The 23,527-nt window shown below is 53.7% G+C and carries 18 protein-coding genes; 10 read left to right on the top strand and 8 right to left on the bottom strand.

Annotated features, from left to right (window positions below; translation table 11 throughout):
* Positions 1-156 precede the first annotated feature (156 nt).
* The 10 genes from HH216_RS11680 (at position 157) to HH216_RS11715 (ending at position 14,379) form a co-directional block, all read left to right on the top strand.
* Positions 157-1,656, top strand: a complete 1,500-nt coding sequence (locus HH216_RS11680) for a tetratricopeptide repeat protein (RefSeq protein WP_254448793.1) — start codon at positions 157-159, stop codon at positions 1,654-1,656.
* A 224-nt stretch (positions 1,657-1,880) separates the two neighbouring features.
* Positions 1,881-3,617 (top strand): TonB-dependent receptor, encoded by a 1,737-nt coding sequence (locus HH216_RS25845; protein WP_254448794.1) that lies wholly within the window; start codon positions 1,881-1,883, stop codon positions 3,615-3,617.
* Positions 3,512-4,648 carry a TonB-dependent receptor domain-containing protein gene (locus HH216_RS25850; protein WP_332871510.1) on the top strand — a complete coding sequence of 379 codons (1,137 nt, stop codon included), beginning with the start codon at positions 3,512-3,514 and terminating at the stop codon, positions 4,646-4,648. Before HH216_RS25845 ends, HH216_RS25850 begins: the two co-directional genes overlap by 106 nt.
* 33 nt (positions 4,649-4,681) lie before the next feature.
* A complete protein-coding gene (locus tag HH216_RS11690; protein WP_169550979.1) occupies positions 4,682-5,956 on the top strand; it encodes a right-handed parallel beta-helix repeat-containing protein in 1,275 nt (424 codons plus the stop codon).
* A gap of 71 nt (positions 5,957-6,027) precedes the next feature.
* Positions 6,028-7,119 carry a phytase gene (locus HH216_RS11695; RefSeq protein WP_169550980.1) on the top strand — a complete coding sequence of 364 codons (1,092 nt, stop codon included), beginning with the start codon at positions 6,028-6,030 and terminating at the stop codon, positions 7,117-7,119.
* Positions 7,120-8,056: 937 nt separating this feature from the next.
* Complete coding sequence (locus HH216_RS25855) at positions 8,057-9,865, top strand: carboxypeptidase-like regulatory domain-containing protein (RefSeq protein WP_254448795.1); 1,809 nt, start codon at positions 8,057-8,059, stop codon at positions 9,863-9,865.
* A gap of 38 nt (positions 9,866-9,903) precedes the next feature.
* Positions 9,904-11,295 (top strand): TonB-dependent receptor domain-containing protein, encoded by a 1,392-nt coding sequence (locus tag HH216_RS25860; protein ID WP_254448796.1) that lies wholly within the window; start codon positions 9,904-9,906, stop codon positions 11,293-11,295.
* Positions 11,296-11,317: 22 nt separating this feature from the next.
* Positions 11,318-12,868 (top strand): SusD/RagB family nutrient-binding outer membrane lipoprotein, encoded by a 1,551-nt coding sequence (locus tag HH216_RS11705; protein WP_169550981.1) that lies wholly within the window; start codon positions 11,318-11,320, stop codon positions 12,866-12,868.
* Between the two features lie 564 nt (positions 12,869-13,432).
* The gene (locus HH216_RS11710; RefSeq protein WP_169550982.1) at positions 13,433-13,966 is read left to right on the top strand and encodes a hypothetical protein; all 534 of its coding nucleotides are present in this window, start codon (positions 13,433-13,435) and stop codon (positions 13,964-13,966) included.
* A 50-nt stretch (positions 13,967-14,016) separates the two neighbouring features.
* Positions 14,017-14,379, top strand: coding sequence for a hypothetical protein (locus tag HH216_RS11715; RefSeq protein ID WP_169550983.1), 363 nt, complete (start codon positions 14,017-14,019; stop codon positions 14,377-14,379).
* A gap of 70 nt (positions 14,380-14,449) precedes the next feature.
* On the opposite strand, the gene HH216_RS11720 is transcribed toward HH216_RS11715, so the two are convergent.
* From HH216_RS11720 to lepA, 8 genes are all read right to left on the bottom strand, one after another.
* Positions 14,450-15,937 (bottom strand): PQQ-dependent sugar dehydrogenase, encoded by a 1,488-nt coding sequence (locus HH216_RS11720; protein WP_169550984.1) that lies wholly within the window; start codon positions 15,935-15,937, stop codon positions 14,450-14,452.
* A gap of 3 nt (positions 15,938-15,940) precedes the next feature.
* On the bottom strand, positions 15,941-17,011 hold the full coding sequence (locus tag HH216_RS11725) for a plastocyanin/azurin family copper-binding protein (RefSeq protein WP_169550985.1): 1,071 nt from the start codon (positions 17,009-17,011) through the stop codon (positions 15,941-15,943).
* A 56-nt stretch (positions 17,012-17,067) separates the two neighbouring features.
* On the bottom strand, positions 17,068-18,045 hold the full coding sequence (meaB, locus tag HH216_RS11730) for a methylmalonyl Co-A mutase-associated GTPase MeaB (RefSeq protein ID WP_169550986.1): 978 nt from the start codon (positions 18,043-18,045) through the stop codon (positions 17,068-17,070).
* Positions 18,046-18,057: 12 nt separating this feature from the next.
* The gene (locus tag HH216_RS11735) at positions 18,058-18,660 is read right to left on the bottom strand and encodes a 2-C-methyl-D-erythritol 4-phosphate cytidylyltransferase (RefSeq protein WP_408641790.1); all 603 of its coding nucleotides are present in this window, start codon (positions 18,658-18,660) and stop codon (positions 18,058-18,060) included.
* A 177-nt stretch (positions 18,661-18,837) separates the two neighbouring features.
* The gene (gene queA / locus HH216_RS11740) at positions 18,838-19,881 is read right to left on the bottom strand and encodes a tRNA preQ1(34) S-adenosylmethionine ribosyltransferase-isomerase QueA (RefSeq protein ID WP_169550988.1); all 1,044 of its coding nucleotides are present in this window, start codon (positions 19,879-19,881) and stop codon (positions 18,838-18,840) included.
* Between the two features lie 120 nt (positions 19,882-20,001).
* The gene (locus HH216_RS11745) at positions 20,002-20,358 is read right to left on the bottom strand and encodes a hypothetical protein (protein ID WP_169550989.1); all 357 of its coding nucleotides are present in this window, start codon (positions 20,356-20,358) and stop codon (positions 20,002-20,004) included.
* Positions 20,359-20,885: 527 nt separating this feature from the next.
* Positions 20,886-21,374, bottom strand: coding sequence for a DUF6932 family protein (locus HH216_RS11750; RefSeq protein WP_169550990.1), 489 nt, complete (start codon positions 21,372-21,374; stop codon positions 20,886-20,888).
* Positions 21,375-23,162 carry a translation elongation factor 4 gene (gene lepA / locus HH216_RS11755; RefSeq protein ID WP_169550991.1) on the bottom strand — a complete coding sequence of 596 codons (1,788 nt, stop codon included), beginning with the start codon at positions 23,160-23,162 and terminating at the stop codon, positions 21,375-21,377.
* Positions 23,163-23,527: the final 365 nt, after the last annotated feature.

The raw sequence follows: 23,527 nt of genomic DNA on the forward strand, positions 1-23,527 counted from the left end.
CAGCTGCATCGACTCATCCGACCAGTACGTTTATCTGCCAATACAAAGGGGGCTTGGCTGATATGCCTACTGCTTAGCTGCGGCTATATAGAAACGTACGGGCAGATCAGGGAGAACGTCTACCCCCTTGATCGCTCATCGCCCGACAGCGTATATGTGCGGCTGAACCGGCAACTGGCGCAGGCCACTCAGCGAGGTGACCTGAGCGGGCAGGCCGACAAACAGCAACAGCTGGGTTTGTTGCTGTACCATCAGGGTAATTACGCGTCCGGAATCCGGCATCTGCTACAGGCGCAGAACATACTGCGCCGGACGGATCAGGCCGATCGGCTGGCCGAAAATCTGAATCAGCTCGGTACGGTTTACTATTACAACCGGCAACCACGGCTGGCGCGCCGACAGTTCGATGAAGCGGAAGACATCTACCAACGAACGCAAAATTGGCTGGGCCTGGCGCAGACCTACGGCAACATTGGGCATCTGTACGAAAAAGAAGGCGATCTGCCCACGGCTTTGCACTACCAGCACCGGGCACTGGCCCAGCACCGGGGCACCCGTCAGCCCGCCAGCCTCGCGGTTATCTACGAGAACCTGGGCAGTATTTACGAAGATCAGGCCCGCTACGACTCCGCCCGATTCTACTATCAGTCGGCTTTGCGGTTGCTGCCCTCCGCCGACCGGAGTGGGCAGATTGGCCTGATCAACAACCTGGGGGATATTTATCGGAAAACGGGGCAGTACACCCCGGCGCTGCAACAGTACCGGCAAAGTGTTCGGCAGGCAAGACAACTGAATGATAAGTACCAGCTGAACGGGGCCTATCGCGACATGGGCAAGACGTTTCAGCTACTGGCGCAGCACGACAGTGCTTACCACTACTTCGAAGCCAGCCACGACCTGACCGACACGCTCTACGCCATCGAAACGAACCGACAAATTGCCCTTATGCAGACATTGCACGATGTCGAGCGCAAAGACAATCAGATTGCCCAGCTACACGATCGGGAACGCCTGAACGTACTTATTACGGGCGGTACTATCGCGGGGCTGTTACTAACCGGCGGGCTGGCACTGGTTATCATCAGTCGGCAACGGTTGAAAATCCGGACGGAAGCGGCTCGCTCACAGCAGGCGACTCAAATCTATCAGACGCAGCGCGACCTTATGGAGGCTGAACTGACCAACAAGCAGCTGTCGGAAGAAAATCTGCGCTACCAACTGCAACTGAAGGGGCAGCAACTGACATCACACACGCTGCACCTGATTCAGAAAAATCAGGTACTGGACGACCTGCGTGCTGACCTGAACACGCTGCTCAGCGACGACAAGCGCGACCAGCGCCGACAACTGAAGCAGGTCGTGCAGAAGATCGGGCAGAGTTTCAGCCATGACAAAAACTGGGATGATTTCCGGGCGACTTTCGATCAGGTTCACCCCCGGTTTATGGCCGATCTGCTGCGTCAGCACCCTGATCTGACGTCGGCCGAACTGCGGCTGGCGGCTCTGCTACGGATGAACATGACCTCGGCCGATACCGCCACCCTGCTTGGCATCTCGGCCGACAGTCTGCGCGTATCGCGCTACCGGCTACGCAAAAAGCTGGAGTTGGGAGAGGGCGAATCGCTGTCGGCTTTCGTGCAGCGTTTTGGGAGCTAGTTTTACGAACTGACCACCATCCTTAACATAATGATAATTGGCAGTTTGTAACGGATTATATCATTGGTTGTCAGTGGGTTGTCTGGTTATTGTTCACGCTGTTGCCTTTTTGTTCACGGTCGGTTTGCGGGAGAGGGCCGGGCTTTGTTTGGCCTGACCTGCCTGCTCCGATAACCTTTGTGTCGGCAGACGATAGCCAACCACCGGGCGTCTGTACGAACGAAATGCGAACAATTTACTGGCTTATCCTTGTCGGGCTGATAACCGCTCAGGTAGCATCGGCTGCTACCCTCCGAGGGCGGGCAACGGATGCTGTTACGGGCGAAACAATCATTGGCGCAACGGTTCGGCTGGAAGCCACAAAGCTCTACGCCGTAACGGGCCTCGACGGTACCTATATCATCCGGAATGTACCGAGGGGTACCCACACCCTTCAGATCAGCTATATCAGTTATCAGGCTACGGCTCGGCAGGTGACGATCGATCAGCCCGAACTTGTGGTTGACTTTGCGCTCCAGTCCGACGAGAAGGTGCTGAGTGAGGTTATCGTGTCGGGTAAGCGCGACGGCAGCAGCGACAACACCGCCCGCGACCTCGAACGCAATGCCCACCAGATTACCAACGTCGTATCGGGCCGCACCATCGAACTGTCGCCCGACCTAACCGTTGCCAACGTCATACAACGCGTGTCGGGTATCAGCATCGAACGAAACTCCAACGGCGACGGTCAGTACGCGATCCTGCGCGGGATGGACAAACGGTACAACTACACGCTGGTCAACGGGGTGAAGATACCCAGCCCTGACAACCGCTACCGCTACGTCCCGCTCGACATTTTTCCGTCGGAACTGCTCGACCGGCTGGAGGTCTACAAAGCACTTACGCCCAGCATGGAAGGCGATGCGGTCGGCGGTGCCATCAACATGGTCATGCGCGACGCCCCTGACCGGCCAACCGTACTGGCGAACCTGGCAACCGGCTACAGCGAACTCTTTGCCAACCGGCCGTTTGTGCGCTTCGATACGAAAAACATTAACCCCCAATCGCCCTACGAGCAGTTCGGAAATGCGTATTCGGCCAAATCGACGGATTTCAACAAAGCTTCATCGACCTATACCTCAGCAACCCCTCCGCCCAACCTGATCGGGAGCTTCGCCATCGGCAACCGTTTTCTGAACCGGCGGCTGGGCGTAATGCTGGCGGGGAGTCTGCAAAACACATTTCGGGGCAGCAACAGCCTGTTCTTCACCGGCGACGTAGTCGATACACTGCGCGGAGTTACGCTCGACAAGCAAAGCGAACGGCAGTATTCCGAACACCAGACTCGCTACGGCGTTCACGCCAAGATCGACTACCGGTTCGGTAACGGCGGTGGGCCTGGCCGGCATAAACTTCAGTGGTTCAACGCATTTATTGGGCTAAACAACGCGCAGATTCGCGAAACGAAAACGACGCAACTGGGCATCGGTGGTTACGATCCGGTGCAGGGTAATGCAACGCTGGGCTTTGAAACCCGCTCGCGGCTGACGCAGCAGAAAATCTACAACAGCACCCTACAGGGCACCCACCAACTCACCGACGTGCTGGCCCTCAACTGGTCGGCGGTGTATTCGCTGGCCACCAATGCCGTTCCTGATCAAACGTATATCTCGCTGCTGGGCACCCGGAAAAACTTCGTGGAAACCCGTACGACCGTGCAGGACGGGCAGCGACGGTGGGAACACAACACCGACAACGACCTCGCCGGTTACCTGAACCTGACGCTGAAAACCAACCTGCTGAATACGCAGGTGAAATGGATGGCCGGGGGCTCTACCGCGACAAACGACGCACGAATTTTTACAATAACTACACCATCCGACCCAGCAACCCGTTTGCGGTCTACGGCGTCGACTTTACTGATTACAACCAGATCAGCTACGCTATCCAGAATCCGCTGGGATCGGTGGCGTCGGCGCTGAACTACGACGCGACGGAGCAGACGACATCGGGTTATCTGCAATTCCGCACGGTCGATAAACCGCTGGAAGTCATCGGCGGGCTACGGGTTGAGCACACCAATCAGGGGTACGCCATGAAATTCCCGATTGGCGAAGACAACCCCACCGGCAGTCAGATTTATACCGATCTGCTGCCCAGCCTAAACTTCCGCTACCGGTCTAACCCGCTGACTAACTGGCGGCTGTCGTACTTCCGCTCGCTGAACCGGCCCGGCTTTTTCGAGATCGTACCGTACCGCATCGTCAACGAAGAGTACCAGGAGCGGGGCAACCCCAACCTGAAACGCGCCATCGCCGACAACGTCGACCTGCGCTACGAATTCTTTCCCCGCCCACTGGAGCAGTTTATGGTCGGCCTGTTCTACAAGCACATCAAAGACCCCATCGAATACACGCTGCAAAAAGACGCCATCCGGGGGCAGGACCTGTACTACGGGCCGGGCAACTTCGGTAACGCCACCAACTTCGGACTCGAACTCGACGCGATAAAGTACTTCCGGCAGTGGGGCGTAAAGGCAAACTACACCTACACCAATTCGAGCATCACCACGCCCAAGTCGAAGCGCATCCGCAACGCCCAGGGCGATCTGCAAACGATCACCGTCAACCAGACGCGCGCACTGTACGGACAGTCGGCCCACATCGCCAATCTGTCGCTGCTGTATCGCGACACGAACCACGGCTGGGATGGGCAGCTTGCCGCCAGCTACACCGGGCCGCGTATCAACACGGTATCGCAGTTTGTGGATAACGACCTGTACCAGAAGGGATTCATTCAGATGGATGCGTCGCTGGAAAAGCGAATCGGTAAAACGGGCCTGCTCCTATTCGGCAAAGCGAATAACCTGCTCAATACACCCGCCGAGATTTTTATCCGGAACATCAACAAAAACAACGGCGACGCGCCCAATCAGGACTTACCAGGCCAAACGCTGATCCGGCGCGACTTCTACCAGCGGTCGTACGTGCTGGGTGTCCGCTACAAGCTGTAACCAAACCAACGAACATCTAACCAACTGATTACCATGAAACAACTGTTTATGCTGGCTATCGGCGCGACGCTGCTGCTGACCGGCTGTTCCAAAACCAACGATACAAGTTCGACCGTTACGCCAACGACGACCCCAACGGTCAACAATTCGGTATCGGGCGACGTGTCGGGTGTCTGGTCGAAAGGCAACACCTATAATGTCACGGGCCACATTCAGGTACCGGCCAGCCAGTCGCTGGTGATTCAGGAAGGGGTAAACGTCGTGTTCAGCGACTCGACGGTGAAGCCGGAATTTATCGTGAAAGGCAACCTGTACGTGGTGGGTACGTCGGCCAGCCCGGTGAAGTTTACCGTACCCGATGCCTGGAAAACCACGGCCAACCTGTTCGGGAATCTGTGGGGGGGCATCATTGCCGCGCCAACCTGTACGGAGATGCTTATCGACAACGCCATTCTGGAATATGGCGGTGCCGTTACGACCGAAAGTTCACCGTCGGTAAAAGCGGGTCTGTACAAAGCCGCAGCGGGCAACCACGTACCGGCCGTCAACTACTCGAACGTCAACGGTAAGCTGGTTATCGTCAATAGCCGGTTAAACAACCAGAATGAAGACGGTTTCTACATCGAAGGCGGTAAAGTGATTATCGCCAACAACAAGATTTACACCACGGGTGTATCGGGTGGCGATGCCATCAACATCAAGTCGGGCGTGCAGGCCGACGTTGCGTACAATCTGGTTTATAGCCCGAACACCAACGCGCTGAAACTCTCGAACACCGGCGACCGCACCCCACAAGCCTACGTAATTGGCTACAACAACACCATCGTAAACGCGGGCTGGCGTCGGCCAACCATCAAGGGCGGATCGATCTGGGTGGAAATTGCGGTACGCGCCGAACTGTATAACAACCTGCTGGCCAACGACCGTTTCGGTGTCAAGCGTGATCCGAAAAATCCGGAAGACAACCGTTCAAAAGTGAGCAACAACCTGTACTACGGCGCTACGCAGGATGGCGTAACCGGCTTCCAGACCACCAGCGAAATTCTGGCTGGTACGAGCGACGTTACCAGCAAAACGGTGGGCGATAACGATCCGAAATTTGTGAACTACCCGCTCAGCACCGACCTGAAAAACGCGACCTTCAACACGGCCTGGGATTTCCGCCTGATGAGCGGTTCGCCCGCCATCGGTAAAGGCACCACAAGCTTCACGCCCATGTACTCAATCACCGGTCTGAGCTTCGCCAACGGTACCACCTACAAATCGCCCGTCCCCTCGACCACCATCGGCGCCTACGGGGCGAACTAGTCGTTGAGTTCAAGGTCTAAGGTTCAATGTTTAACGTTAAACCTTAGACCTTGAACCTTAGACCTTAAACCATGAACTACAAACCTCTTCTGCTACTGCTGGGCGTTGTCGCCTGTCAGACGCAGCAACATACAATTCAGACGACGTCGACGGCCGACAAATCGGCAGCGGACGTCGTTAAACCAGTCGTGATAACAGATTCCGTCCTGCACGATACCGACGATCCGGCCGTTTGGATCAATCCTGGCGATCCTGCTAAAAGCCTGATTGTCGGGACGGATAAAGACAAAGACGGCGGGCTCTACGTGTTCGACCTGAACGGCAAGCTACAGGCCGATAAAACGGTGCGTGGTCTGCAACGCCCCGACAATGTCGACATCGAATACGGCCTGATGTTGAACGGCAAACCCACCGACATCGCCGTAGCGACCGAGCGACTGACGCACAAGCTGCGCATCTACTCCCTGCCCGATATGAAGCCCATCGACAAAGGCGGACTCGATATGTTCGTGGGCGAAACCGGTACCGACTACCGCGATCTGATGGGTATCTCGCTCTATAAAAATAAAGCGGGTGTGATTTACGCCATCGTTGGTCGCAAAAACGGCCCCACAGACGGCTCGTATCTATGGCAGTATCGGCTCGATGACGACGGTATGGGGGCTGTACAGGCAACGCTGGTGCGTAAGTTCGGGCAATACAGCGGACTGAAAGAGATCGAGTCTATTGCTGTCGACGATCAGCTGGGCTATGTATATTATTCCGACGAAGGAAAGGGTGTTCACCAGTACTACGCCGATCCGGAGAAAGGGAATCAGGAACTGGCTCTGTTCGCGACGACCGGCTTCACCGAAGACCACGAAGGCATCTCAATTTACAACCTGACCGACAGCACCGGTTACATCCTGGTGTCGGATCAGGGAGCCAACAAGTTTCACATTTTCACGCGGGAGGGTACGGCGCAGAACCCGTTTGAACACGCGCTGGTGAAAGTCGTGACGGTAAAAGCTGCGCAAAGCGACGGGTCCGAAACGATTTCCGTGCCGCTGAACGGGCAGTTTCAATATGGTCTGTTCATCGCCATGAGCGACGATCGCACGTTTCATCTCTACCGGTGGGAAGATATCATGCCACTCAGCAACCGGCCACTCACGAACCGCTAGACAACGGTTCTATTTCGTACAAGCAAAAGGGAAACTTCACATGAAGTTTCCCTTTTGCTTGTACGAAATACGCTTCCTGTTTTAGTCTGTTGAAAAACGCCGGACGATGCCCTGCTTGCTTACGTTTACCCTTTTTGCCACAGCAGGTCAATCGGCGGGGAGTATACATGATCGGCAATGTTATCAAAAGGTATTATATGCGTAATATGGGGTATTTGGGGCATCGGTAGTGTGTATAGCAGTATTATTAAAAATGCATTAAACATAGTGCTACGCAGGGATCGTGATAAGTAGATTTAATGCGTCGGGAAAAACGGTAAGCTAAAGCCTTATAGTTTAAAAACAGTACTGCGTATAGAAAGTGAATTGTCTGTGAGTAGTAATACGGTAAGGTGTTGAAAAGGGATAAAAATTACGGTGAATTTACTTTGGCAGAAACAGACTAAAATGTCCACGAATATACTAGCCCAAATTAATACGACTCAAGAGCTGAGCAAGTAAGAAATCTGTAGCGCATCTATCGCCCGTAATGGTCATATGTGTCGATAAGGGCCATTTTGTGCCTGAATCGGGCTGCTGAATACATCAGCAAATTCACGCTGCAACGGTCAAAGAAATAAGCAAAATACGGTTCATTATTTTTCTGCGACACATAGGAAAATTATTGTTGAACTGGGTAAAAATACTATGATGATTATGAGTTAAAAATAGAATGAAAATTGCATCATACTTTGTCAATCTGCTTTTAGTTTCACATCTATCGAAATAGTGATAAGTGAATCTGCGCAAAAGAATATTCTGTTGTTCGATAATGTAATAGACGAATAAGTAGGCGGTATGGTGGGATACGCAATTTTATTTTTTAATAAATCTTTAATAGGTTTGTCTTTAATACCATCTGATCAGTGTTAGATCACATTAACTTAAACTATGTTCTATGCGTAAATTTCTACTAACACAGTTTTTGCTGTGTTTACTTGCTATTCCCTTGTTGGCTCAGGACCGGGTCGTCAGCGGGAAGATCACTTCATCAGAAGACAACTCCGCACTACCGGGGGTCAACATCACGATCAAAGGCACCACCCGTGGTGTCACGTCGGATGCTGACGGCAATTACAGCATCAGCGTACCGACTACGGCAACTACACTGGTGTACTCGTTCATCGGCTACAAAAGGCAGGAAGAGGCTATTGGCAATAAGAACATTGTCAACGTCATACTGGCAGCCGACGCGTCGACATTGCAGGAGTTCGTCGTGACGGCGCAGGGTATCCGCAAAAACCCGCGGGAGCTTGGTTATGCCGTGTCAAACGTCAAAACTGAAGACGTAACTGTAGGTCGCTCGCCCCAATTGGCGCAGGCCTTATCGGGCAAAGTAACGGGTCTGGCCGTTTATAATGTCAATAACAGCGTTGATCCGGCAGTTAAGATTGTACTGCGGGGTTACCGATCGCTGACGGGTAACAACGAAGCCCTTGTCGTACTTGATGGTATGCAGACCACGTCGACCGTTCTATCGACGATAAACCCGGTCGATATCGAAAGCGTATCGATTCTGAAAGGTGGCCAGGCCGCAACGCTGTACGGCTCGGCCGGTATCAACGGAGCAATCATCATCACGACCAAGAAAGGCAATAAGGGTAAGCTCAAAGTTTCGTACTCCAACAGCACGAACTTCGATCAGATCAGCTTCATGCCCCAGCTTCAGGATAAGTACGGTTCAGGTTCGCACTACGCGACTTCGTTTGGCGGAACGGGCTACAAGACCGACTATCTGGAGCGGATGAAAGACAACTGGCGGTCATACGAAAACCAGCAGTATGGCGATCAGTTCGACGGGTCAACCCGGATTCAGGGTCGTACGGCAGAAGATGGTAGTCAGCTGCTGATCCCGTACACGGCCATTCCAAATGCCCGCCGGAAAGCGTTCAATACCGGCGTTTCGGTCAACAACCAAATCAATTTTCAGGGGGGCGACGAAACCAGCTCTTTTTACCTGTCCCTCGAAAATCAGTCGATAAACGGTATTGTGCCCGGCGACAAGAGCAACCGCACGGGAACACGGCTGTCTGCGACGAAAGAGTATGGTAAACTGACGGCCAGTTTCAACGCAGCCTACGTACAGAATGTGGTTGACCGGACATCGTCGGATTTTTACAACAACATACTTAATCAGCCGGCCAACCTGCCCCTGAGCGACCTGCGCAACTGGCAAACAAATCCGCTGGCCAACCCCAATGGGTTCTACAACGATTACTACAATAATCCGTATTTCGAAGCTGACAACAACCGGCTTAAATACAAGGATGCCAACTTGAATGGTAACGTCAATCTGACGCTTCGGGCTACGCCCTGGCTGTCGTTTGTCGAGCGGCTGGGTGTGCTAAACAACTCCCGGACGGGTAAGAATACGACTGGCAAATTCACCTATACCGACTGGGCGAAGAACAGCGCCTTCATTCCGTCTCCCTTCTTCCGGGATGGCGACGGCACGGGTATTTACCGGGCCATCACCGACATTCAGGGTTCGGTGCTGGATTATTCGGGTACGGAAAACGTCATCAACAACGAATTCCAGATTCAACTGGCGAAGGATTTCGGACCGCTGACGAACCGATTGATTCTGGGTAACAGCCTGTATCAGCGGACGACCAACAACATAGCTGTCGGATCAAGCTCAATCGTTGTTCCCGATGTATACAACGTGTCGAACCGGCAGGGTATCCTGACGGGGGGCAGATTCTGACGCAGGAACGCCGGCTTGGCTACTATGCCGACCTGACGATGAACTACCGTAACTGGCTGACGGTAAATGGTTCGTTCCGGTTCGATCAGACATCGCGCTTTTACAAGCCCACCCGCGCAGCCAACTTCTGGTCGTATCCTTACTATGGCGTAGCGGTGTCGTTTATTGCGACCGACGCGTTCCCGGCTATCAAGGGTAACACGCTGAACTACCTGAAACTACGGGCCAACTACAACAAGAACGCCAACGACAATATTCCCCTGTACGGATTGGATCTGACTTACCCCAACGGAGCCAGTTTCCCGTACGGTAATGCCGTAGGTCTAACGGTAGGCAATACACTTCCCGACCCGAACCTCAAGCCGGAGCAGGTCTATTCGAGTGAAGTTGGCGCAGAATTCCAGTTGTTCAATAACCGGGTAAACGTCGATGTGTCGGCGTATACACAGACGTCGAAAGGACAGGTTATTACCGTTCGTGTTCCTAACAGTACTGGTTTCCAGAACCTGCTGATCAACGTGGGCGAAACCCGTAACTGGGGCTACGAAGCCGAACTGAAGTATCTCATCGCCCGTGCCGGGAAGTTTACCTGGGATGCCAGTGTTCGTTACTCGTACAACGACAATAAAGTTATCGACTTGTACCCGGGTATCAACGAATTCCAGATCGGCGGTCTTTCGTATGCCAATACGAACGTAATCAAAGATTCGCGCTTCCCGATTCTGAAAACCGACGGCTACCAGTATGCACCGGATGGGTCGGGCCGGGTGCTGGTTAATGCCACGACGGGTTATCCCCTGCGCAATACGTCGCTGCTGCCACGTGGAGGTGTACTGCCCCGGCACATCGCGGGCTTGGGGTCGAAAATGGAATACGGCGATTTCGGCTTCACGTTCAACTTCGAGTATCGGGGTGGCAACGTAATGTTCAGCGACCTAGGTCGTCAGATGACATTCACCGGTACGGGTAAATGGACGGAAGATCGGGCACCCCATATCTTCCCAAACTCGGCTTACTTGGGTCCCGATGGCACAACGGTCGTGCCGAACACAACGGTTAACGTACGTGAGGCTGAATATTCGTTGTGGGTAGACAACTACCGGCTGATCTCGGAAAATTTCGTTACGCCAGCCTGGTTTATCAAACTCCGCGACATCAATCTGTCGTACCGTTTGCCCCAGCGCCTGATGGAACGGACGAAAATCTTCTCAGGGGCTAGTATCGCGCTGTATGGCCGCAACCTGCTGACGATTGTCGACAAACTGAACTACTACACGGACCCCGAATTCAGCTATCAGGGCAACCCTACGCCGGGCAGTCAGGCTACGCAAGTTCCTACGACTAACTCGGCAGTTGGTATCGGTATCAACACGACGGGGCAGACTCCGCCCGTTCGCCAGTACGGCGTCAACATCAACCTCACATTCTAGTAATCGTCAATACTGACTTGAGATGAAACTAAAAGCGTTAACAATAGCCACACTGATCGCCCTAGGTGGTTGCAGTACCAGGGACTTTCTGAATATAAATACCAACCCCAACCAATTACCTACCTCGACGCCCAACTTCGTATTTACGAACGCGTTGAACGTCACCGCAACGAATCTGGCGGGTAACAATGCTGGTAACGCCGGTCAGAACGCCAACGAACTTGGTTTCTATTGGGCCGGACAATGGTCGCAGGGCAACGGGTACATCATCAACACGGCCCAGTTTGCCTACCAGTTTACGAACGGCGATTTCAACTACTGGGACACGTTCTACGATAATCTGGAGGATTACCAATTCGTGATCAACAACGCCGATGCCAACAGCCAGAAGTTTCTGAAAGGCCCGGCGAAGGTGATGAAAGCGATGATCTTCCAGCAATTGGTCGATATGTATGGCAACATTCCTTATACGGATGCTCTGAAAGGGGCTTCGGTACTGGCCCCTAAGTTCGACGATCAGAAGGCTGTGTACGAAGCCCTGATAACGTCGCTCGATGAAGCCATCGTCGATCTGAAAGCAAACCCATTCACGGGTGGTTTTGGTACGGCAGATATTGCCTTTGGTGGTAACACAACCCGGTGGGTGCAGTTTGCCAATTCGTTGAAGATGCGGATTCTAATTCGCCAGTCGCGCATTACGGGCCGTGATTCGTATATCAAGCCGGAGATCAACAAGATCGTAACGGAAGGATCGGGCTTTCTGACGGGTTACGAAGCCAGCATTGGTGGCCCATCGTTCTTCCAGCCGGCAGCCGGGCAGCTCAACCCTGCCTATGATCGATGGGGGTATAGCGAAACAGGGGCGAAGCGCGCACTCAACAACTACCCGCGCCCAACTCAGTTTCTGATCAATACGCTAAAAATGAACGGGGATACCCTGCGTCTGAAGCGTATTGCCTACGCAACCGGTGGCGAAAACAGCAATAATCCGGGGGTAAGTACGAAAGCTGAAGTTGCGGCCAACTACTCAGGTACACCTTTCGGTGCCAGCTCTGGTTATCTGCCCGCCAATACTTCTTCGGTCGGCCCCAGCCTGCTCGTAAAAGGCGATTACAATCGGGCGTACATACTGATGACGGCGGCAGAGGTTCAGTTTCTGCTGGCTGAAGCCAAGCAACGTTACAGCGATGTGACGCTGCCCAATACGGCGCAGGCTTACTTTGAAGAAGGCATTGTTCAGTCGTTCCGCGTATTGGGCGCCAGTTCAACGGGTGCGTCTGCTTTCAAAGGAAGCAAAGTCAACAATTATGACTGGACAGCATCGACGGATAAACTGGCGGCTATCGCCTACCAGAAGTGGGTGGCACTGACCAATTTCAGCGGTCTGGAAGCGTGGGCCGAATATCGCCGGACCAATCTGCCCGTTACGCCACAAAGTGTACAGGTGCCGGATGCCCGTCGTCCATTGCGGCTGTTCTACCCAAATACGGAAGGCGGGTCGAATACCGCTAACGTAACGGCACAGGGCACTATCGACGTCTTCTCAACCCGTTTGTTCTGGGATGTAGACTAGCGATATCTGCTCTATGGCAAAAAGGCCCCGCTGCATAGTAGCGGGGCCTTTTTTATGGCTGGCGGATGAAAACAAAAAAGCGGTCCGACAAGGTCAGTCCGCTTTTCACATTACGCTTTATCCAACTATTAAAACTGCTATTTAGAGTACTGTCCACCGGGGCGGTCAGCTAAATCGTCGAGGCTGTAACCGTCTCTATGTATGAACATTAAAAAAGACGTGCTGCAAAATAACTGAGATGAAGCCAGAATCCGGCCTACCGTCCAATAAATAAAGCTCCGTTGAATAAGTGAATCAAGTTGGTGGAGGTGGCGCGATAGGTAACAACGAATAGCCGGATACTGAAATCATCGTACAAAATTTGAGTATTTATCACTACGCCTAAACTTAATATCGATGTATGTTCAGTACTTGATACAAAGATTTTGACGACTACCGAACACGAGTTTTACCTGTTCACCGAAAAAGCCGGTTGACACCCTGTTTCGTGGGCAGCCGCGCGATCTTTTTAAAAACTTTTGCCGGTATCGTCAGTTCTAATCAATACGTAAACAATGTAATAAGATGAGTGACGAACAGGACGATTACTCAATGAAGGATGCTCAGATAGCTGGCAAGCAGGAGCAGCCGCTCGGCACCGACGGAAGCGATCAGGATCGGGCCAATATCGACAATAAGCATCGCGAGAGTGAAGAAAACTCAGCGAATGGCCTCGACAGCGAAACGGTAGTTGGCGGTCAGGATGGCCGCAACAACCGGGGCATTGGTAGCACAGATATGGATAGCGAAAATGGCCTGCTCCGCATGAATGATATGGACGATAGTCAGATGCAGGTGACGGACGAAGGCATGGAAAGTGCTACTAGCGGTGAAAACCGGACGAATACCAGCACGGTCGATGTGACAACGAGTGGCCCCGACGATTATGCGTCGGCAGACGAAGTTGGTACACCCGACGCCGAAGTTCCGGCGAAGGAGCAAGCCGACGAAGATGATGAAGGCGACCCGGACAACACACAGCCAACTGGCAATGACGAGGCCGACGAGGAGCAGATCAGCCAGATCGGCACAGACCTCGACAACCAGCCTGCCTACTGATAAGCTAGTAATAGCAATTACTCAACGAAACAACTAAACCGAACAGAGCCATGAGCGTTAGCAGCAACAGCCGCAAAGAAAGCACGGAGTCGTACGCGGCTCAACAAATGCACAGTACGATGGGTATCGCGCCCGAGCTGGCCCAGTTGAACGATAAAAACCTAGACAACGATATGCCGTCGCGCGTAGCGAGCAGCAACGACACCGATGTGCCGGGCGATTACCAGCAGGCCGAAGCGTTAGCTGCCGAAGGCAATGATGCTGAAGCGAGCGGAGAAGGCGCATCCGTTGTTGATTCCAGCGACTCCATGGGTCATAAAGTGGCCGATGCCGATTGGAACACAACCACGGAAGACGGCGCAATCCCGGCGAAGCGTGCCGATGAGCCAGACCGGACGTTAGGCAACTCGTAGGATATATCAGTATATTGAAAAGGGCGGACCCGACGGTTCGCCCTTTTTGCGTTTATACCCCGGAACACTTCTAGTTTGCCCGGCCGACAGCGGGCGTACGAAGCCGATTCAATGTGTAGCAGATAACGGAGTTCATCAATTGCTTCGAACCGGCGGTCAGCTTGGCCAGATGCAGCTCGTAAATACGCTTCGGACGCAGTTGCGATAGCGTCAGCGATACCGTTCGGCGGTCGGGCGAGAGTTGTACTGCGGTAACTGGCACCGTCTGTACGTCTTTCTGTGGCGAGCCGTAGGCGCGGTGGTACTCGTAATAGTAGGAGCGGACTTGATAGTTTGCCAGCTGACGGGCAGTGGCTTCGTCGACGGGCTGCGTGAATGTCAGATCGAATCCGGTTGGGGTGAGTGTCATCGCCAGAATATCGAGTGGCGTACCGCCCGTGTATCGGATGCGCTGAAGGCCCCGGTCGCCCAGCCAGCCGTGGTCGGTTTGGCCCAGCCATAAACTACCGTCGGGCGAAAAAGCCAGTCGATTGTTGCCAATCCGCAGCGGTGTCCCGTTCGACCCACCTTTCGCGAAAAAAGGTACGCATGCGCCCTGCATCTGTCCGTCGACCATGTCGGGCAAAACGCGCAGCAGGTGCGGAAAATCCATCTCGCCAACGAACGTCTGACCAGCGAAAGGGCCAAATTTGCCACCGCTGTTGTCGACTACCATCTGGGTAGGCGAGTGCGCCATAATCTCGTGCGGAAAAGCGATACTTTCGACCGTCCGCATGCTGTCGAGGGTTTGGGGCGAAAGCGTCAGCGGGTCGATATCGGGAAAGCCGGGTCGCCAGACCAGACTCGTTGGGTGACCGTAGAACTTACCTTCTTCCACGTTGTAGAGTTTACTGGTACCGAGCCAGTCGCCCTGGTTGTCGGTGACCAGTAGCCGCCCCTGCGCGTCGATGCCAAGACCATTTGGCGACCGAAAGCCACTGGCATACGGTTTCACTTTGCCATTGGGCGTAATCTGCATAACCCAGCCCCGGTAGGGTACGCAGGCATACATCCGCCCCGGCCGTCCCAGCGAGTCGTACTGTCCCCGTAACTCGTCACGGATACCCGCGCCGTTGGATGCTGTGTTCAGGCTGATGTACAGATTACCCTTGCTGTCGCGGACGGGGCCGAACGCAAATTCGTGGTAGTTGCCCGACATACCAAACTGGTCGGCTACCGTTTCGTAGGTATCGGCCACACCGTCGCCGTTGGTATCGGTCAGGCGGGTCAGTTCGGGGCGTTGCATCACCAGCAGTTCACGATTGCTGACTGCGAGTATGCCCAGCGGATCGTGCAGACCTTCGGCAAACAGCTTCCAAGTCTTTGTTTTGGGGTTGTACAACATTACCTCACCCCGGTGAAAGCAGGCTGCCAGTCGCCCGTCGGGCAGAAAGGTTAGCCCGCCCGTTTCGACCGTCAGACCGGCAGGTGTCGGAATCGTTTCGATGGTGTAATAGTCCGAAATCGTATCGGTGGGGGCAGCCCAGAAACACAGCGATGCCAGGAGGGTGAGCAGCATAGATTAAAGCGTTGAGAGCGTAAGCGAAAACTGACGCGTACCAGCCGGTAGCCGAACCTGATTGTTTTGTAGCCGCCCGGCCGAAGGTTTGTACTGAATGCCCGGCTGAGCCGTGGCGTTAAAGGTCAGTGGTTGCCGGGTGGGGGAAATGGTAAACGTTCGCACCAGCCCGCGACCACCCGCCCGTGCCCGGACCAGTTCACGGATTTCCACACCATTGACCAGATACCGGAATTCCGGGTACCGGTCGATCAGGCGGTAGCCTTTGAACTGCACAACGGGCGTTTGGCTACCTACCCGCCACGGAAACCCGTCGGTATCGCGGTAGTAGATGTCGCCCACAACGGTGGTAAACCGCTGCCCTTTCCCGTCCCATTGCTCCGTATTGTCGACAAAGCCCCCCGACCACGCATAACGCAGTCGACACGAACCCGCGTCGAACACGTACGATTGGCCACCATCGGCACCGGGCAGGCCGACCGCGATAGCCGCCGGGCCGCAGTCGGCCATAAACGTTCGGCAGACGGCGGGGAGTGTCAGCGGATAGGGGTGCCCCGACGCTTTGGCGTGCTGGTGCATACCAACTTCGGCTACGCGATCCAGATTGGGCAGGTTGCGGTCGGTTTTGGGGTCGGGCAGCTTCTCCGGCTCATTCGTTGCGTAAACGACACCGTACATGACGGCTCCGTGCCCCGGATAGGTGCAAACAAACGGGTAAGCGCCGTCGGCTACCCTGACCGTCAACGAATCAGCAGCACCGGGCTCCACACTGACGGTATGCGCCAGCACATCATCCATAGCCGGAACGTGATGCATGGCAGGCCCTTTGTCGCCCAGCGCCAGCGCAAACTCAACCACCCGCAGCCGGGCGTTCGGCCGGGTAACGACGAGGTTATGGGCCATGTCGTCTTTGTTGAGAAAAACCAGATGCAACCGCGTGTTCGGCTTCACAACCAATCGCTTCTGATCGAACTGCAACCCGCCCGACGTCGTAATGGTAATTGTTGTATCGCGCTGTGCCCACGCCGACAGATTCAGCAGCAAGGCAGTCAGCAGCAACAGTGATTTATACATATCCGTAAAAGCAAAATCGACCCGTATTTTAACGTGTAGCTGGAGTACCCGCCAGGCTACTCACTCGCTAACAATACCTGAACGGCGGCAACGGGAAGCAACGTTCCCTGCCGGATCTGCGCTTCCAGCGCTGCGAGTTGTTCCCGCATTCCCGACTGATTGTAGAAACGGCTGTCGAGCTGGTGTCGGAGCAGAGCGCGAAACCAGGTGAGCTGCTGTTCCTGCCGACGTTGTAGAAACACACCGTTTTGCTGCATCTGCCGCTGATGATCGACGATCGTCTGCCAGAGTAACGGTATGCCCTCGCCGGACAGTGCTGAGCAGGTCAATACCGGGGGCGACCAACCCGTGCCGGTGGGTGGAAACAAGTGCAGGGCGTTGGCGTAGTCGAGTTGGGCGCGTCGGGCGAGGGGTACGTTGTCGCCATCAGCTTTGGTGATGGCCAGTCCGTCGGCCAGTTCCATGATCCCCCGTTTCATCCCCTGCAACTCGTCGCCCGCGCCAGCCAGCATCAACAGCAGAAAGAAATCGACCAACCCATGTACGACTGTTTCCGACTGCCCAACGCCCACCGTCTCGACCAGAATCACGTCGAAACCTGCCGCTTCGCAGAGCAGCATCGTTTCGCGGGTGTGATGGGCAACCCCGCCCAGCGAGTCGCCCGCCGGGGAAGGCCGTATGTAAGCCGACGGGTTCATCGACAGCGTTTCCATGCGCGTTTTGTCGCCCAGTAAACTCCCGCCCGATCGCTGACTGGTTGGGTCAATGGCAAGCACCGCCAGCTTATGGCCGAGTTGCGTCAGGTGTGTGCCAAACGACTCGATAAACGTGCTTTTTCCCACGCCCGGTACACCCGTAATGCCCACCCGAATTGCCTTGCCGGCATCGGGCAGTATTCGCCCCAGTACCGCCTGTGCCAATGCCTGATCGTCGGCCCGGCGACTTTCAACCAGCGTAATAGCCCGACTCAACAATAGTCGGTCGCCCTGCCGGATACCATCGGCGTACTGTTCGGGCGTAAGACGGTGACGCATAGGCAGCGGGGATCAGCGTAAATCGTCGGGGGTCGTGATTTTGATATTCTCATAGGCTCCTTCGATCAACGAAATTGGGAAGCCCGAAAACTCCAGCACACTGGCGCAGTCGGTAAAAAATGGCTGCTCGTCAACTGCAAACGCCTGCCGGAACCAGTCGAGCCGAAACGTTTGGGGCGTTTGTACAAGCTGATACTGCCGCCGGTCAACGGCGCGGCTGCGCCCATCGGCGTCGACTATACGCACGGAATCTTTTACCAGTACCGCCGTCACCGCCGATCCCAGCCGTTCGGCTGTGTCAAAGCTGTTCTGGATAATGTCAGGTGAAATAAACGGTCGGACGCCGTCGTGTACCGCAACCAGCGTGCCTGTTGTGGGGATAGCCGCCAGGCCGCACCGTACCGACTGAAATCGGGATGCTCCGCCGTCGATGGTCTGAATACCGGGAAAAAACTGGTGTTGTTCGCAGAGAGCCCGCCAGCTATCCTGCTCACGGGCGGGTAGCACCAGAATGAGTTGCGACGCTGGCAGAACGGCCAGAAAGCGTTCAAGCGTGTGTTGTAGAATGGGCTTGTCGCGCAGCAGCAGAAACTGCTTGGGTATATCGGCTTTCATCCGACTACCGCTGCCGCCGGCAACGATGATGGCGTAGTTACTCAAAACTCGTCGGGTACTAATCAGTGGTCGATAGCACAAAGCTACAACCCAGACTGATTAGTACCCGACGAGTTTATGAATCGACAGGAGTACAGGATTGTTAACTTTTCGAATCCTGTACTCCTGTCAAAAAAATTATAGAATCAGCATCGCGTCACCGTAGGTGAAGAAGCGGTACTTCTCCTTGATGGCTTGCTGATACGCTTCCTTGATAAGCTCGTGACCACCAAACGCACTCGTCATCATCACCAGAATCGACTCCGGCAGGTGCAGGTTGGTCAGCAGCGAGTTAGCAATTTTGAAATCGTAAGGAGGGAAAATAAACCGGTCCGTCCAGCCTTCAACAGGCTTGAGCCGACTGTTTGCCGATACCGACGATTCAACAGCTTTCAGCGACGTTGTACCGATGGCACAAACCCGCTTGCCCGCGTCGAGGGCCGTATTGACGATTTGCGCAGCGTCATCGCCGATGCGGTAATTTTCCGAATCGGTCTTGTGTTTAGTCAGATCTTCAACATCGACCTGCCGGAACGTGCCCAGCCCGACGTGCAGTGTAACCGGCGCAAAGTGAATGCCTTTGATCTCCATCCGCTTCATCATCGCGCGGGTGAAGTGCAGGCCCGCCGTGGGGGCTGCTACTGCACCAACGTGCTGCGCAAAAACGGTCTGGTAATAATCGCGATCGGCTTCTTCAACGTCGCGGTTGATTTCGCGGGGAATCGGCATTTCGCCCAGTTCATCCACCGCTTTCATAAACTCCTCGTGATTGCCGTCGAACAGGAACCGGATCGTGCGGCCGCGCGAGGTTGTATTGTCAATTACTTCAGCAACGAGGTCGCTGTCGCCGAAATACAATTTGTTGCCGACACGAATCTTGCGGGCTGGATCGACCAGTACGTCCCACAGTTTCATTTCACGGTTCAACTCCCGCAGCAGGAAAACTTCGATTTTGGCACCGGTTTTTTCCTTGTTGCCATAGAGCCGCGCGGGAAACACTTTCGTGTTGTTGATGACCATTACGTCACCATCGTTGAAATAGCTCAGTATGTCTGAAAACTGCTTGTGCTCAATGGTTTTGGCCTTGCGGTCGACGACCATCAGCCGCGATTCGCCCCGCTCAACCGGGTATTTGGCAATGAGACTGTCGGGCAAATCGAATTTAAATTCAGATAACTTCATAGCAGATCAGCACTGAAAAAGAACGGCTTACTTTTTTATAAGGGCCGCAAAGATAAACAAAAACCCGAAAACTTTATCAGCTTCCGGGTCTAATTCTTGGAATTATGGGTAAAATGCTTATCAGTTTGCCGCAAACGGATCAATCGGCTGCACAGCCCCATCAGTATTGACCGTCGGCCGCTCACCCACGTTGAATTTTGCCATCAGTTCGGGCGAAACGGCTGAGTACGTACCCTGAGCTGCTACGAACACACCTTTCTTGCCGTTGTTGGTCGTGATGGCATAGACTGTCATCTCATCGCCGGGGTCTGATGTGCCTTCGAACCGGTGAAACTCATCGACTAAAAAATCATCACCCTTCAACTTTACATCGCTGTCCTGTTCGGTCAGGTGATCGTTTTGAGCGTCAAATTGGTGTGTATACCCACGTTCGTGGAGGGATTCCATTGCCTGGGTTACCGTATCGTAATTTGCCATGACTGTGTCTTTTTAGTGAATTAGCGCAAACCGAAGTCCTGATTTGCCGGGTTTGTCTGATTAACCCACAGTAGGCCGGATAGTTTTAAGTCAGCATGAATACCCTGCCTTGTGTGGATTTGACAACGGACACGTATGTCTATGAATTGATACTGTGTGCGCGAATCAGTGAAACCGATGCAATGGTAATGGCAACGAACCCGATGGCGCCGACGACTGATTCATACAGCGTTGGGAAGTCTTAGCTATAGGAATGAATCAGGGTATGGGCAAACCGTGGTTTAGTTGACGGTTTATCCATACCCTGACTAATCTAAATGCCGTACGGCTATGCTGCTCTCAATTGAATGTCTGCCCGAATGTGCAGGTATGACAACAGCTCTTCCAATTGCTGAATGTATTGACCTCTAAGCCGTTCGTAGCCCTCTATGGCCAATGAATCAGCGGGTCGCTGCTCCGTATGCAGTTGAATTAATTCGTTCAACTGCTCAATTCGACCCAGGACATCGATTATTTCACTTCGCAGATTATGAGATTGATTCATCATGCCAGGTGATTTGAACAAATCCTTTGGAGAACTTCGTGCGCGTAACCCGATCAGGTTTTGTCGTGGTAAACTGAAAAAACCACTGTGTGCGATCGGAAAGATACAGAAAATAATTACGTTCACCCGGCTCAATCAATCGCACAAAATACAGATCAAGATGTGGATATTGATCACGAAGCGTCCGCATCTGGTGCTCAAAACGATGGTGATAGAAGGCCGGTATGACTATCACCGCGTCTATGTCGTTCGGATACTCTTTTTTCGTGACGAAACTACCATCTATCCACAACGTAATAGTTAGGATCGACAACTTGTTTAGCGAGAAAATGAAAGACCGCAACATGCTGATTAGATCACGCCGATGCTCGTTCCAGCCAAATACATTCTCGAACGAGTTCCAGTCTGTTTCAATCAACTCGTAGGGCATCAGATGCCCCTTTGCATCGAATTGTAAAGTACCCGATGGCATCTAGTTGATTTTCAACACGGCCATGAACGCTTCCTGTGGAATCTCGACGTTACCGACCTGACGCATGCGTTTCTTACCTTTCTTCTGCTTGTCGAGCAGTTTGCGTTTCCGCGAAATATCACCGCCGTAACATTTGGCGAGTACGTCTTTGCGCAAGGCACTCAGGGTTTCACGGGCAATAATTTTCTGACCGATAGCCGCCTGAATAGCTATCTCAAACTGCTGACGGGGAATCAACTCCCGCAGTTTCTCGCACAGTTTTTTACCCCATTCGTACGACTTCGTCCGGTGAACAATAGCCGACAGCGCATCGATTTTATCCCCGTTGAGCATCACGTCCAGCTTTACCATGTCGGACTCGCGGGTTTGCATAAACTCATAATCGAGTGATGCATAGCCGCGCGAAATGGTTTTGAGCTTGTCGAAGAAGTCGAATACGACCTCGGCCAGGGGCATCTCGAACTGTAGCTCGACCCGGTCGGCAGTGAGGTAGACCTGGTTTTTGAGGGTCGAGCGTTTGTCCATACACAGACCCATAATGCCGCCGACGTACTCGGCTTTCGTTATAATCTGCGCCCGGATGAACGGCTCCTCAATATAGTCGATCAGGTTTGGTTCAGGCATTTCGGCCGGGGCCGATACCTGTAGTTCCTCCCCCTTGGTTGTGACGACCTCAAACCGCACCGAGGGTACGGTCGTAATAACGGTCATATCAAACTCGCGCTCCAGCCGTTCCTGCACAATTTCCATGTGCAGCATGCCCAGGAAGCCGCAACGGAAGCCGAAGCCCAGAGCCGCCGACGTTTCGGGTTCCCAGACCAGAGCTGCATCGTTTAGTTGTAGCTTCTCCATGGCGTCGCGCAGGTCTTCAAACTCGCTGGTTTCGACGGGATAGATACCGGCAAACACCATTGGTTTAACCTCCGAAAAACCCTGGATCGCTTCTTTGGCCGGGCGTTCGAGCGACGTAATCGTGTCGCCGACTTTTACTTCTTTCGCGACTTTGATGCCCGAAATCAGGTAGCCTACATCACCACATTCGATGACCGATTTCGGCACCTGTTCCAGACCAAGTGTACCGACTTCATCGGCGATATACTCTTTGCCGGTGTTCATGAACTTAACGCGGTCGCCTTTGCGAATCCGGCCGTTCTGCACCCGGAAGATAACCTCGATACCCCGGTACGAATTGAAATGAGAGTCGAAAATCAACGCCTGTAGTGCACCGTCGGGATCGCCTTTGGGGGCCGGAATCCGTTCGACGATAGCGGCCAGAATTTCGGGTACACCGATGCCTTCCTTACCACTGGCCGGAATGATATCGTCCCGCTCGCAACCGAGCAGGTCCACCATTTCGTCCTTTACCTCTTCAGGCATAGCACCCGGCAGGTCGATTTTATTCAGTACTGGAATGATAACCAGGTCGTTGTTCAGGGCCAGGTACAGATTCGAGATGGTCTGAGCCTCAGTACCCTGCGCAGCATCGACCAGCAGCAGTGCGCCTTCGCAGGCAGCAATCGACCGCGACACTTCGTAGCTAAAGTCGACGTGGCCGGGCGTGTCGATCAGGTTGAGCACGTACGTCTCGCCCTTGTAATTATAGGTCATCTGGATGGCGTGGCTCTTGATCGTGATACCACGTTCGCGTTCCAGATCCATGTCGTCCAGCAGTTGTGCCTGCATGTCACGGGCACCGACGGTTTGGGTAAATTCCAGCAATCGGTCGGCGAGGGTACTTTTGCCGTGGTCGATGTGGGCAATGATGCAAAAATTACGGATATGTTTCACGCTGGAAAACAGGAGTGTCTGCTGAATAAACAGCAAAAATAGGCAAAAAAGTCCGCGAATGGGGTAGGGCTGGCCGGGTGTAAAAAACAAACGCCGGCTTCAAAAGAAACCGGCGTGTCTGAATTACACTTCATCAACAAACTAAAACCATACTGGCGAACCAGTCTAGTGCTGTAGGAGGGGGACTCGAACCACCCACGGTGCGGTTAGCTACAGTACAACTCTGGTGGTCAACCCCAGTCGCCACGAGGGCGGCATTATGCTGCGTTTATCCCTTATCACCACCCCGAGACAGGAGGGCACGTCTGCCAATTTCGACATCCTACAGTGTGAGAAAGATGTCGAAGCAGTCAACCCGTTGACCC

The organism is Spirosoma rhododendri, assembly GCF_012849055.1.
Classification (GTDB): domain Bacteria; phylum Bacteroidota; class Bacteroidia; order Cytophagales; family Spirosomataceae; genus Spirosoma; species Spirosoma rhododendri.

Bases quoted from the DNA above. Each gene is read 5' to 3' on its own strand.
- HH216_RS25845 (WP_254448794.1), top strand. From the start codon at position 1,881: ATGCGAACAATTTACTGGCTTATCCTTGTCGGGCTGATAACCGCTCAG.
- HH216_RS11690 (WP_169550979.1), top strand. From the start codon at position 4,682: ATGAAACAACTGTTTATGCTGGCTATCGGCGCGACGCTGCTGCTGACC.
- HH216_RS11695 (WP_169550980.1), top strand. From the start codon at position 6,028: ATGAACTACAAACCTCTTCTGCTACTGCTGGGCGTTGTCGCCTGTCAG.
- HH216_RS25855 (WP_254448795.1), top strand. From the start codon at position 8,057: ATGCGTAAATTTCTACTAACACAGTTTTTGCTGTGTTTACTTGCTATT.
- HH216_RS25860 (WP_254448796.1), top strand. From the start codon at position 9,904: ATGAACTACCGTAACTGGCTGACGGTAAATGGTTCGTTCCGGTTCGAT.
- HH216_RS11705 (WP_169550981.1), top strand. From the start codon at position 11,318: ATGAAACTAAAAGCGTTAACAATAGCCACACTGATCGCCCTAGGTGGT.
- HH216_RS11710 (WP_169550982.1), top strand. From the start codon at position 13,433: ATGAGTGACGAACAGGACGATTACTCAATGAAGGATGCTCAGATAGCT.
- HH216_RS11715 (WP_169550983.1), top strand. From the start codon at position 14,017: ATGAGCGTTAGCAGCAACAGCCGCAAAGAAAGCACGGAGTCGTACGCG.
- HH216_RS11720 (WP_169550984.1), bottom strand. From the start codon at position 15,937: ATGCTGCTCACCCTCCTGGCATCGCTGTGTTTCTGGGCTGCCCCCACC.
- HH216_RS11725 (WP_169550985.1), bottom strand. From the start codon at position 17,011: ATGTATAAATCACTGTTGCTGCTGACTGCCTTGCTGCTGAATCTGTCG.
- meaB (WP_169550986.1), bottom strand. From the start codon at position 18,045: ATGCGTCACCGTCTTACGCCCGAACAGTACGCCGATGGTATCCGGCAG.
- HH216_RS11735 (WP_408641790.1), bottom strand. From the start codon at position 18,660: ATGAAAGCCGATATACCCAAGCAGTTTCTGCTGCTGCGCGACAAGCCC.
- queA (WP_169550988.1), bottom strand. From the start codon at position 19,881: ATGAAGTTATCTGAATTTAAATTCGATTTGCCCGACAGTCTCATTGCC.
- HH216_RS11745 (WP_169550989.1), bottom strand. From the start codon at position 20,358: ATGGCAAATTACGATACGGTAACCCAGGCAATGGAATCCCTCCACGAA.
- HH216_RS11750 (WP_169550990.1), bottom strand. From the start codon at position 21,374: ATGCCATCGGGTACTTTACAATTCGATGCAAAGGGGCATCTGATGCCC.